The organism is Dongia soli, assembly GCF_034044715.1.
GTDB classification, from domain to species: Bacteria; Pseudomonadota; Alphaproteobacteria; order Dongiales; family Dongiaceae; genus Dongia_B; species Dongia_B soli.
Map to the genome: position 1 here is coordinate 83,299 of NZ_JAXCLW010000009.1, position 11,917 is coordinate 95,215.

An 11,917-nucleotide genomic window follows, 5' to 3' on the forward strand; every position below is an offset into this window, starting at 1 on the left:
TGAGCGCCCCGCGATGGGCGCTCAGTCCGCTATATTTGCCGTAACTAGGTTTCAATGCCGTTGACGGGGCTGATGGCCCGGAAACCCCCTTGTTTCTGGTGGAGCTGGCTCGCCCCGCTTATGCTGATGGAGCAGGCGTTCGTCGACGATCGGGCAGTGGGGAGTCGTCGTGGAACAGTTCCAGCATCCAGAAGCAACTTTGGTGTTCTGCCGCTTTTCGCCGTCGCCATCCTCGTCGAGGTATTGTTGTACCGACGGTTGAACAGGAAGGCTTATCCCTGGCGGGAAAGCTGGGGATCAGCCTCGTCTATCAATTCTGGCTGCACTCCACGTTGATTCCCAAAGTTGGGCCGCTGGAATTTGTCCTCAACACGCCTTCCGCCCACCGGGTGCATCATGCCAGCAACAGGGCCTATATCGATCGCAATTTCTGCGGCATCCTGGTCATCTTCGACCGTCTCTTCGGCACCTATAAGGCGGAAGATGACCAGGTTAAGCTAAGGTACGGTATCCTGCCGCCGATGCCGTCCAATAATCCGCTGGTTATCGTCGATGGCGAAATCATCGCCCTGGTGAGGGACGTCCGGCAGGCCGGTAATTGGGGGGATCGCTGGCGTCTGATCTTCATGCCACCAGGCTGGTCGCCGGCCAACAAAGTGCAAAAGGCGCCCTTGGCACCGTCATCGCCATCCTGATGTCAGTCGGCGACCTTAAGGACGACGCGCCCGTGATTGGGGCAGGTTTCCATATATCGATGTGCCTCGACTACCTGGTCGAACGTAAACTCGCGATCGATCAGCGGTTTTAAAAGCCCATCGCGGGTGAGTTGATTGATGTCGCTCAGCGCGCGTTGCACGGCCTCGCGATTGGGCTCGATGCCAAGTTCGGCATGGCCGGTGAAATCCAGCAAATTGTGCTGGAAAAATTGCAGATGTTTGCGAAAAGCCGTCCACGCGGGAAAAGCGGCTTCGTTGCCGCCATTGAGGCCGTACAGCACCAGCTTGCCGCGTGTCGCCGCGAGATCGCCCAGCAAATTCATCTGCCGGCCGCCGCAGGCATCGAGAATGACATCGACGCCGTGACCCTCGGTGAATTTTTCGACTTCTAGAACCAGATCCTGTTCGTTGGTCACGACAACCTTGTCGGCGCCGACACTGAGCAGAAAGTCGCGACGCGAAGCATCCTTGGTCGAAGCGATGACGCGAGCGCCTAAAGATTTTGCCAATTGCACACTCGATGGGCCGCAACAGAGGCTGGCCTCGGTGGTCAGCACCGATTGTCCGCGCCTGAGCCCGGCCAAATCGACCAGACCGAAATAGGCAATCAGAAGCGGCGTATAGTGGACACTGGCTTCCGACGGGCTCAACACCATATGCGGATATTGGGTCAAGGCTTCACGGGGCATCAGCATGAAATCGCCGTAGGCGGGGTAGCGATTTGGCGTATGGGCAAGAAAGCTCGCGACAGGCGTGCCAACCGCTAGATCCTCCACACCCTCTCCAACCGCCTCGACGGTGCCGGCCAGTTCCGAGCCGATGCCGGATGGGAGATGCGCCTGTTCGGGGGCAAGGTTCTGTCGCCAGAGTATATCCGTCCAGTTCAGGCCGATGGCTTGGACCCGGACCAATACCTCGCCGGCACCGGGCTGAGGCGTCGGTATCTCCTCGGTTTGAAGCACATCGGGGGTGCCGAACTGATAAAAGCGAATCACGCGAGACATCGCAAACCTCGGATATGAGGCCGGCCGGCCTCTATGTTTTCCTCATTATAATATATAAGGACGCTTTCCCCGTCGGAACCATTCAGCCACGTCAATAGTGATCATGAATGCCAATGATGCAACCCCTGTCATAACAGCCCAGATAATACAACCAATTGACGGCCGCGCGCCCAGACATCAACCTGTATTCCTGCATATCTGGACCGACCATGAATCGAAACGACCTTCGCCGGGTGGATTTCAATCTCCTGATTGTCTTCGAAACGCTGATGCACGAGCGCAGCGTGACCCGCGCAGCTGAAAAACTGTTCCTGGGGCAGCCGGCGATCAGCGCATCGCTGGTTCGTCTGCGTGCCTTGTTCGATGATCCGCTTTTCGTGCGGACCGGGCGCAGCATGGAGCCGACGGCCCGGGCGTTGGAAATCTTCGCGCATCTGTCCCCAGCGCTGGATTCGATTTCGACGGCGATCAGCCGCGCCACCGAATTTGACCCCGCCACGGCGGAAGCGGTGTTCCGCGTCGGTCTGTCTGATGACGTCGAATTCGGTCTTTTGCCGCCCTTGATTCGCCGGCTGCGGGCCGAGGCGCCGGGTGTCGTTCTGGTTATTCGCCGGGCTAATTATCTCTTGATGCCCAGCATGTTAGCCTCAGGCGAAATATCCGTTGGCGTCTGCTACACCGAGGAACTGCCGGCCAATGCCAAGCGCAAGACCGTACGGCGCGTGCGGGCAAAGATCCTGCGCGCCGATACGATCCCAGGAGCTTTGAGTCTGGATGATTATTGCGCCCGTCCACATGCCATGGTGTCTTTTGCCGGTGATCTCAGCGGCTATATCGATGACCATCTGGCGAAGCTCGGTCTAAGTCGAAAGGTGGTCCTGGCCTTGCCGCAATTCAATGGCCTGGGCACCTTGATGGCGGGGACGGATCTGGTGGTCTCGGTCCCGGATTATACCGCCCAAGTCCTCGCTGCGGCTGGCGGATTGCGGATCGAGGACCCGCCTTTGGAATTGCCGGATTTCGAACTGCACATGGCCTGGCGCGGCGCCCACGATAACGACCCGGCGGAACGCTGGCTCCGTTCACGCATCCAGATGTTCGTCGGCGATCCCGACACACTGAGCGAAAACACATCGGGCTAAAAACAGCAGAAACGTCACATCATTGCCGATGATAATCATCTTCGTTGCGTTTAATTCGCGCGTCGGCGATCGGCATCGCAAATTCCGCAAGTGCGAAACCCGACGGACCGGTTCGACAGACCGGGCGGTCATGCTGCCGGATCGCCTCTGAATTAGAAAATAAATTGCTTATCAAATTTCGGGCCGATAGCTCTGGCCGCGAAATCGACTTGCGGAGCGAGACAATGAAACTGTCATCGAAGACCTTGCGCCATTCCCTTGTATTGGCCGCCTTCATGTCGCTGCCGGCCTGCGGCCAGAGTCCGGCCGCGACCGTGCAGCAGCCGGCCGCGCCGAAAGTGAGTGTCGCCGAGGTCATCGAACAGCCGGTCAATGAATGGGACGAAGTCACTGGCCGTCTCGAGGCGCCGGAATCGGTCGTCATCCGGTCACGCGTTTCCGGCTATATCGACAAGGTCGCCTTCCATGAAGGTGCCATGGTGAAGAAGGGCGATCTGCTGTTCCAGATCGATCCGCGACCCTTCCAGGCTGAGGTCAATCGGTTGGAGGCACAGCTTCAGGAAGCCAAGGCGACGCAGCAGCGAACCGCCAGCGAAGCTGTGCGCGGCAATAAGCTCTTTGCCGGCAAGGTGATCGGCTCGGAAGAAGCGGATGCCCGCAATGCCGCGGCAGTTGCCGCCCGCGCCGCCGTCGCTGCGACCCAGGCCCAGCTTGACTCCGCTCGCCTCAACCTGGAATTCACCCAGGTTCGTTCGCCAATCGACGGCCGCGTGAGCCGCGCCGAGCTGACAGCCGGCAACCTCGCCAACGCGGATCAAAGCATCCTCACCAGCGTCGTCTCGACCGACAAGGTCTATGCCTATTTCGACGTCGATGAGCGGGTCTATCTGAAATACAAGGAACTGGCGCGCGAAGGTGCGCGGGGCGATTCAAGCCCGGTCTATCTCGGCCTGGCCAATGAAGAGGGCAACCCGCATCTCGGCCATATGAACTTCGTCGACAATCAGGTCAATCCGCGCACCGGCACGATCCGTGGTCGCGCCGTATTCGACAATCGCGACGGCCAGTTCACGCCTGGCCTCTATGTTCGCCTGAAGCTGGTCGGCAGCAGCACTTATACCGCCGCGCTCGTCAATGATGCCGCTATCGGCACCGATCTCGGCAAGAAGTTCGTGCTGGTGTTGACGCCGGAAAGCAAGGTCGCCTACCGCTCCATCGAGCCCGGACCGAAGGTTGAAGGATTGCGCATTGTCCGCAATGGCCTTGCCAAGGGCGACAAGATCGTCGTCAACGGCTTGCAGCGCGTGCGCTCCGGCATGCAGGTTCAGGCTGAAACCGTGGCCATGGCCGATCCGGCGACATTGCAGCGGCCGCGGGCGGCGCTCGACGTACCGGCCGGCAACGTCCAGCCCGTACAGATGGCGCAGCAGCCGGCCGGCACTGATCCGGATTCGGTGACGCATAACTAAGGACCACAGCGATGAATTTTTCGCAGTTTTTCATTCAGCGGCCGATCTTCGCCGCTGTGCTCTCCCTGATCATCCTGATCGGGGGCGCGATCTCGCTGTTCCAATTGCCCATCAGCGAATATCCGGAAGTCGTGCCGCCCACTGTCGTCGTCCGGGCAACCTATCCGGGCGCGAATCCCAAAGTGATCGGCGAGACTGTCGCGGCGCCTTTGGAACAGGCCATCAACGGCGTGGAGAACATGCTCTACATGTCCTCCCAGTCGACCGCCGACGGCAAGATGACGCTGACGATCACCTTCGCGCTCGGCACCAATCTCGACATCGCCCAGGTCCAGGTGCAGAACCGCGTCACCCGGACCCTCCCGAAATTGCCGGAAGAGGTGCAACGCCTGGGGGTCACCGCCGACAAGGCTTCGCCCGACCTCACCATGGTCGTGCACTTGACCTCGCCCGATAACCGCTATGACATGCTCTATCTCTCCAATTACGCCTTGCTCAACGTGAAGGATGAGCTGGCGCGTCTGGACGGCGTCGGCGATGTGCAACTGTTCGGCCTCGGCGACTATTCGCTCCGGGTATGGCTCGACCCGAACAAGATTGCCTCGAGCGGCCTGACGACGAGCGATATCGTAGCGGCGATTCGCGAACAGAACCGCCAGGTGGCGGCCGGTGCCTTGGGTGCGCCACCGGCGCCGGGTGATACCAGCTTTCAGCTCGCGATCAATACTCAAGGACGCCTGGTTACCGAGGATGAGTTCGAGAACATCATTGTCCGCGTCGGCGATAATGGCGAAATCACGCGGCTGAAAGATATTGCCCGCGTCGAGCTCGGTTCCAGCCAGTATGCTTTGCGTTCGTTGCTGGACAATAAGCCGGCTGTGGCGATGCCGATCTTCCAGCGGCCTGGGTCCAATGCCATCGCCATCTCCGATGCCGTTCGCGCTAAAATGGCGGAGTTGAAGCAGAACTTCCCCGAAGGCGTCGATTACACCATCGTCTATGACCCGACCGTTTTCGTGCGCGGCTCGATCGAGGCGGTTGTTCACACGCTGTTTGAAGCCATCGTGCTGGTGGTGTTGGTCGTCGTCCTCTTCCTGCAAACCTGGCGGGCATCGATCATTCCGTTGGCTGCCGTGCCGGTCTCATTGATCGGTACCTTTGCGATCATGCATGCCTTCGGCTTCTCATTGAATGCCTTGTCGCTGTTCGGTCTGGTGCTGGCGATCGGCATCGTGGTCGACGATGCGATCGTCGTTGTCGAAAACGTCGAGCGCAATATCGGTCTTGGCCTGAAACCGGTGGAGGCGACCAAGCGCGCCATGCGGGAAGTGACCGGGCCAATCATCGCCACGGCGCTGGTGCTTTGCGCTGTCTTCGTGCCGACGGCCTTCATTTCCGGCCTGACCGGCCAGTTCTACCGGCAGTTCGCTTTAACCATTGCCATCTCGACGGTGATTTCAGCCTTCAATTCGCTGACCCTGTCGCCGGCTTTGGCTGCTGTCCTGCTGAAGGGGCATCACGAGCCGAGGGACCGGTTCTCGCGCCTGCTCGACTGGCTGTTCGGCACTTGGCTGTTCCGCCCCTTCAACCGGTTCTTCGAACTGGCCAGCCATGGCTATGTCGGTACCGTCCGTCGGGTACTGCGTGGCAGCGCCATCGGGTTGATCCTCTATGCCGGCTTGCTGGGGCTCAGCTATCTCGGCTTCTCCCATACGCCGACCGGTTTCGTGCCGCCGCAGGACAAGCAGTATCTGGTCGCTTTCGCGCAGTTGCCGGATGCCGCTACCCTGGATCGCAGCGAGGCGGTGATCCGCCGCATGTCGGATATCGCCTTGAAGAATCCCAATGTGGAAAGCACCGTGGCTTTCCCCGGCCTGTCGATCAATGGCTTCACCAACAGCCCGAATAGCGGCATCGTCTTCGTCACCCTGAAGCCGTTTGAGGACCGGAAGAAAGCGGACCAATCGGCCAGCGCCGTGGCGGCGGCTCTGAATGCGCAATATGCCAATATTCAGGAAGCCTTCATCGCGATCTTCCCGCCGCCGCCTGTCCAGGGCCTCGGCACGATCGGCGGTTTCCGGCTGCAGATCGAGGATCGCGGCGGTCTCGGTTATGAGGAGCTGTATAAGCAGACCCAGAATATTCTGGCCAAGGCGCAGCAGGTGCCGGAGCTGACCGGGCTGTTCTCCAGCTACCAGGTGAACGTGCCGCAGATCGATGCCAATGTCGATCGCGAGAAAGCCAAAACCCATGGTGTCGCCATCAGCGAGATCTTTGACACATTGCAGGCCTATCTGGGGTCCCTCTATGTCAACGACTTCAACCGTTTCGGCCGTACCTTGCAGGTCAATGTCCAGGCCGATCAGCGCTTCCGTCTGGAATCGGATCAGATCGGCCAGTTGAAGGTGCGCAACAATCTTGGCGAGATGGTGCCGCTATCGACCTTCGTGAAGGTCAGCGATACGGCAGGTCCCGACCGCGTGATGCATTACAACGGCTTTGCAACAGCGGAGATCAACGGCGCGGCTGCCCCCGGCTACAGCTCGGGTCAGGCCCAGGCGGCGATCGAAAAGCTGCTGAAGCAGGAACTGCCGAACGGCATGACCTATGAATGGACCGAATTAACCTATCAGCAGATCCTGGCGGGCAATACGGCGGCCCTGGTCTTCCCGCTCTGCGTGCTCCTGGCATTCCTCGTGCTGGCTGCGCAATATGAAAGCTGGAGCTTGCCTTTGGCGGTCATCCTGATCGTGCCGATGACATTGCTGTCGGCGATCGCGGGCGTGATCATGTCGGGTGGCGACAACAACATCTTCACCCAGATCGGCCTGATCGTGCTGGTCGGCCTTGCCTGCAAGAACGCGATTCTGATCGTCGAATTTGCCAAGGACAAGCAGCAGGAAGGGATGGACAGGGTTGCCGCCGTCCTCGAAGCCTGCCGCCTGCGCTTGCGGCCGATCCTGATGACGTCCTTCGCCTTCATCATGGGTGTCGTGCCGCTGGTCACCTCGACCGGCGCCGGTGCGGAAATGCGCCATGCCATGGGTGTGGCGGTCTTCTCCGGCATGCTGGGTGTCACCTTCTTCGGCTTGCTCTTGACGCCGCTCTTCTACGTGCTGATCCGCCGCATGGTGGAAGGCCGAAAGCCGAAGCAACAGGAGCTCGACTGGGTGAAGCCGGAACCGGCCGACCCCACCTCCTGATCGGCCGACCTGCTGGAGCAAAAACAGCGGCATCTTGCGATGCCGCTGTTTTCCTTTGAGCTGTCCGAAAGATGATCAGCCGGCCCGGACCTTGGCGATGAAGCCATCGACTTCCTGAGCCAGCGATTGCGACTGGCGTGACAGGTCGCCGGCGGCGGAGAGCACCTGGGAGGAGGCCATGCCGGCATCTTCCGAGGCGCGGCTGACCCCGTTGATATTCTGATTGACCTCGTCGGTTCCGCTTGCCGCCTGTTGTGCATTGCTGGAAATCTCTTGGGTGGCAGCGGATTGCTGTTCCACAGCGGCGGCGATGGCCGAGGAGATTTCGTTGATTCGGTCGATGGTCTGGCGGATGCGCGACATGGCATCGACCGCTTCCTTGGTGACCGATTGCATGCTGGCGATTTGGCCGGAAATTTCCTCGGTCGCCCGTGCCGTCTGATTGGCAAGGTTTTTCACTTCCGAAGCGACGACGGCAAAGCCCTTGCCGGCATCGCCCGCCCGGGCGGCCTCGATGGTCGCATTGAGGGCCAGCAGATTGGTCTGGCTGGCGATATCGTTGATCAGCTGCACGATGCCGCCGATCTTGTCGGCAGCTTCGGCCAGGGATTCGACGGTATGGCCGGTGCGGGCGACTTCATCCACGGCGCCGCGGGCGACGTTGCTACTGTCGGAGACCTGTCGGCTGATTTCCCGGATCGAAGATGAAAGTTCCTCGGCCGCGGCGGCGACTGTGGTGACATTGGCGGAAGCCTGGGTGGCGGCTGCGGCCGCCGCAGTCGCCTGCCGAGAACTTTCCTCGGCCACCGCCGACATCGATTGCGCATTGGATTCAAGGTTCGTCGCCGAAGAGGAGACCGACCGGACGATGCCCTTGACGCTGGCTTCGAAATTGTCGGCCATGTTCAGCATCATATTGCGGCGTTCGGCAGCGGCGGTTCGTTCCACTTCTTCCTGCTGCTCGCGAAGCTGATGCACTTCCATCAATTTTTGCCGGAAGAACTCCACGGACTTTGCCATGACGCCCAATTCGTCACCGCGCGCGGTCATCGGCACCTCAATGCCGGTATTGCCGTCTGCCAGGATTTCCACTGCCTTGGTCAACCGCTTGACCGGGCTTGCCGCTACAACGCGAACGAGCAGCATGATGACGATCGCCAACAAAACGACCACGGCGAGAGCAACGATCACATTGGCCCAGATGACCTGCTTGACCGGCGCGAGGATCTTGTCCTCCGGCAGATTGACCAAGACCGACCAAGGCTTCGGTGCGTCACCGATTTGCATGGGCACGAAGACGCGTGTCACATTCGTGCCCAGTGACCGCGAATAATCGTCCATCGAAAACGTCTCGCCGCGCTGCATCCGAGGCAAGGCATCGGGGAAAAGCGGGCTGGCATTGACGAACGGCTTGCCAAGATTTTTGGCGTCCGCAGAAGCAGCGAACAGGCCGCCGCTGGAGATGACCGAGACCGAGCCGGTACCATAGGGACGCACCTGCAGCAGATCCTGGTTCATCTTGTCGAGCGACATGTCGACGCCGATGACGCCGATGACCTTGCCGTCCACCTTGATCGGCGCAGCCAGGCTGACGAGCAGCGTGTCCTTGCCCGCCACCGGATAGATGTAAGGCTCCAGCACGGTATCGACGCCCGACTTCAACGGAATCTGATAGAAATCCCCGTCGGCGCCCTGGCTGTCCAGCGAGTTCATTGGATCAAGTTGGACATTACCGTCCTTGGGATACAGATAGGGGACGAAACGGCCCGTCTTGTCGGCGCCTTCGGTCCCTATCGAGGCGGCGTCCTGCCCATCGAAAGCATTCGGCTGGAAGCCCGCCCAAACACCGATAAGATCGGGATTAGCCTTGATGGCGGCCCGCAAGGCGGCAACGAAGGATTTCCGGTTAAGCGCGCCCTCACCGCGCATCCCCAGATAAGTGTCGCGCAGGCTATAAGCAATTTGGTAATTCGCGTTGAAAGCGGCTTCCATCTTGGCTGCGCGCGACTGAGCCATTTCCTCGCCCTGCGCCATAGCCAGGTCTTTGGCGATACGGGCGCTTTGACTGGATGATATCCAGGTCGCCGCAACATAGCCAATGACCACCGCCGCCACGATCGGTAGCAAAATCTTCATGGAAAGCGGCAGACGCGAAAATACCCCAGGCGAACCCATCACATACCCCGTTATGCTGGCAGGAAATGCCCTCCTGTAGCATAACGACTCTTAAGAAAGACTTGATTGATGGATTGGGGCCGTGCCTCGGGGGCGATGATTAGTCGCGGCCTTTGATCTCGAACAGCTTTGTCTGTTCCGACCGGACGTGGACCGTGAGGATCAAGTTGTCGCCGGCGGAGACCAGGGACTTTTCCGCCGTACGTGGCAGCGGCACATTGACCAGGCGGCAATAACGGATCATTGCCGCACCAACAGTCTCGGCAGGAATTTTGGCCTTTTCCAGCATGCCCGAGATCGCATCCAGAATGCCCAGCGTGACGGAAATATCCGGTTTGGCGGCGATCTCGCAGGATTGAAGCATGCCGGGCGGCAAGGGCTGCTTCGATGCCGCGAGATAGGATGTCAGGGCATAGGTCAGCGCTTCTTTGCTGAAGGTGATGTGCCGCGTTTCACTCAATTGCGGCAATTCGGCGTCAGCGCCCCTGCCGGACGGCTTTCCCATTTGTGCCATTGAGGTTCCCCACTTTCCTGGCGCACCGCGCGAGTCGCGACGATGTTACGGTAGCACCTGCAACGATATGGTGAAAAGCCGCATCAGTCACCATCGCATCACGGGCAGCCGTTCGTGGCCGTCACTTGTCACCTTGATCGCATGAAACTCGTTAATATTTCGGCAAGCAGCCATGCGTCATGCTCAATTCGTGCCATACGAGTGGATGCGTCCTATCGAAGCGGCTAGGCAAGAGGAATGGAAGATGAGCCGGCTTTGGCCCGCAGCACAGACAATCACCGATCTTCGCTTGACCGCCGAGGCTTTCTGCCGGGTGGCGGAGCTGCATCTCGATTGGCGTCGCCAGCGCCGGGAGGGGCGTCGCTGCATGCTGCAGAAATGCGATCTCAGCGGTCTCGACCTCAGCGGTCTTAATCTCGAAGGCGCCATTTTGGTGGAATGCAATCTCACCCGGGCGCGGCTGCGCGGCGTCAATTTGAAAGGCGCCGATCTGCGCGGCAGCCGTTTCGACGAAGCGGATCTGGCCGATGCGCATTTGACCCGCGCCGATTTGCGCGGCGCCCGCTTCGCCGATGCTGATCTCAGCAAGGTCGCAGCCGACGGCGCGGATCTATCCGAAGCCTATGTCACGCTGTCGCCGGATGCATTGCCGGCGGCGTTCCGCGGCGCCTGGATTCGGGATGCCGATTTTTCCGACGCGCGCCTGCGCGGCGTCGATTTCTCCGGCGCCCAGATCGCCAACGCCGCCTTCCGCAACAGCGACATCCGCAACGCCCGTTTCGACAGCAGCGAGATCGCCAATGCCAGTTTCACCGGCGCCCGCATGACCGGTGCCCGTTTCATCGGCGCCACGATGGATGCCACCAGCTTGCTGGCGCTCGATCCGCTGACGGTGGAAATCAACCAGGCGCGGCTCGTCCCGCAGAGCGAACTGCGTGCCCGGCTCGTGGCGCATCATGATTGGATTGACAGCCTGGGCAAGAACGGCGTCCGCCTCGACCTCAGCCATTGCGATCTTCGCGGCCTCGATCTCAGCGGTGCCAATCTCTCTGCCGCAGTGCTGCGTGGCAGTCTGCTGTCCAATGTCACCTGTGCGCAAACGCGCCTGCTCTATACCGATCTCACCGGCGCCAATCTCTGCGGCGCGAAATTCAGCCGGGCAGATCTGCGGGGTGCCAATTTCTCCGGCGCGTTCCAACGCGATCTCAGCCTGGACTCTGCCCGGATCGGGGCCATGCCCTATGTCCGGGGGATCGAGACCAAAGGCCTACGCGCTCATCCTTGAGGGCACCGCCATTAACGATCTCCAGTCGATCTTATCCGAAGGATCAATGCGGCAGACTCCGCGCGCACGGTCCCTCGCTTCATGGTATTTTTAAGCGTCCATGTGGGTTGGGGTACCCACAGGGAGGTCGGACTTCAGGCTCAGAAAACCAGGAGGCGCAAGCGACCGGGTCTGTGTTGGCGGCCCCGATAAGAAGCTCTATGTGCAATTGGGACAGGCGTTTAATGTGCCACCTCCGGATTGCGCAACGCCGTCGGCCTCGACTTCGATCCCAAGACCGGCCATCTCTGGACCAATGATAATCAGGTCGATGGCATGGGAGACGACCAGCCACCCGGCGAACTGAACCACATCAATGTCGCCGCTTGGTATTCAAGTCTGAAAGTTACCGTGACGATGGCCCAATAAC

Annotated in this window: 9 protein-coding genes; 6 read left to right on the forward strand and 3 right to left on the reverse strand. The window is 60.1% G+C overall.

From position 1 onward, the window contains the following. The first annotated feature begins 98 nt into the window (after positions 1-98). Positions 99-695 carry a sterol desaturase family protein gene (locus tag SMD27_RS21145; RefSeq protein WP_320510485.1) on the forward strand — a complete coding sequence of 199 codons (597 nt, stop codon included), beginning with the start codon at positions 99-101 and terminating at the stop codon, positions 693-695. 2 nt (positions 696-697) lie between these two features. Here SMD27_RS21145 and SMD27_RS21150 read toward each other — a convergent pair whose 3' ends face one another. Continuing rightward, positions 698-1,720, reverse strand: a complete 1,023-nt coding sequence (locus SMD27_RS21150; RefSeq protein ID WP_320510434.1) for a zinc-dependent alcohol dehydrogenase family protein — start codon at positions 1,718-1,720, stop codon at positions 698-700. A gap of 209 nt (positions 1,721-1,929) precedes the next feature. Here SMD27_RS21150 and SMD27_RS21155 point away from each other — a divergent pair, with 209 nt between their 5' ends. The 3 genes from SMD27_RS21155 (at position 1,930) to SMD27_RS21165 (ending at position 7,534) form a co-directional block, all read left to right on the forward strand. Continuing rightward, the gene (locus SMD27_RS21155; protein WP_320510435.1) at positions 1,930-2,862 is read left to right on the forward strand and encodes a LysR family transcriptional regulator; all 933 of its coding nucleotides are present in this window, start codon (positions 1,930-1,932) and stop codon (positions 2,860-2,862) included. A gap of 224 nt (positions 2,863-3,086) precedes the next feature. After that, a complete protein-coding gene (locus SMD27_RS21160) occupies positions 3,087-4,331 on the forward strand; it encodes an efflux RND transporter periplasmic adaptor subunit (RefSeq protein ID WP_320510436.1) in 1,245 nt (414 codons plus the stop codon). 11 nt (positions 4,332-4,342) lie between these two features. Then, positions 4,343-7,534 (forward strand): efflux RND transporter permease subunit, encoded by a 3,192-nt coding sequence (locus SMD27_RS21165; RefSeq protein WP_320510437.1) that lies wholly within the window; start codon positions 4,343-4,345, stop codon positions 7,532-7,534. A 75-nt stretch (positions 7,535-7,609) separates the two neighbouring features. Here SMD27_RS21165 and SMD27_RS21170 read toward each other — a convergent pair whose 3' ends face one another. Continuing rightward, positions 7,610-9,670: a methyl-accepting chemotaxis protein gene (locus SMD27_RS21170; protein WP_320510438.1), complete on the reverse strand. Its 2,061-nt coding sequence runs from the start codon at positions 9,668-9,670 to the stop codon at positions 7,610-7,612. 139 nt (positions 9,671-9,809) lie between these two features. Next, the gene (locus SMD27_RS21175; protein ID WP_320510439.1) at positions 9,810-10,223 is read right to left on the reverse strand and encodes a hypothetical protein; all 414 of its coding nucleotides are present in this window, start codon (positions 10,221-10,223) and stop codon (positions 9,810-9,812) included. Positions 10,224-10,467: 244 nt separating this feature from the next. Here SMD27_RS21175 and SMD27_RS21180 point away from each other — a divergent pair, with 244 nt between their 5' ends. After that, complete coding sequence (locus SMD27_RS21180; RefSeq protein ID WP_320510440.1) at positions 10,468-11,508, forward strand: pentapeptide repeat-containing protein; 1,041 nt, start codon at positions 10,468-10,470, stop codon at positions 11,506-11,508. 240 nt (positions 11,509-11,748) lie between these two features. Then, complete coding sequence (locus tag SMD27_RS21185) at positions 11,749-11,916, forward strand: hypothetical protein (protein ID WP_320510441.1); 168 nt, start codon at positions 11,749-11,751, stop codon at positions 11,914-11,916. Position 11,917: the final 1 nt, after the last annotated feature.

Excerpts from the sequence above, each read along its gene's own strand:
- SMD27_RS21150 (WP_320510434.1), bottom strand. The coding sequence starts at position 1,720 with ATGTCTCGCGTGATTCGCTTTTATCAGTTCGGCACCCCCGATGTGCTT.
- SMD27_RS21155 (WP_320510435.1), top strand. The coding sequence starts at position 1,930 with ATGAATCGAAACGACCTTCGCCGGGTGGATTTCAATCTCCTGATTGTC.
- SMD27_RS21160 (WP_320510436.1), top strand. The coding sequence starts at position 3,087 with ATGAAACTGTCATCGAAGACCTTGCGCCATTCCCTTGTATTGGCCGCC.
- SMD27_RS21165 (WP_320510437.1), top strand. The coding sequence starts at position 4,343 with ATGAATTTTTCGCAGTTTTTCATTCAGCGGCCGATCTTCGCCGCTGTG.
- SMD27_RS21170 (WP_320510438.1), bottom strand. The coding sequence starts at position 9,670 with ATGAAGATTTTGCTACCGATCGTGGCGGCGGTGGTCATTGGCTATGTT.
- SMD27_RS21175 (WP_320510439.1), bottom strand. The coding sequence starts at position 10,223 with ATGGCACAAATGGGAAAGCCGTCCGGCAGGGGCGCTGACGCCGAATTG.
- SMD27_RS21180 (WP_320510440.1), top strand. The coding sequence starts at position 10,468 with ATGAGCCGGCTTTGGCCCGCAGCACAGACAATCACCGATCTTCGCTTG.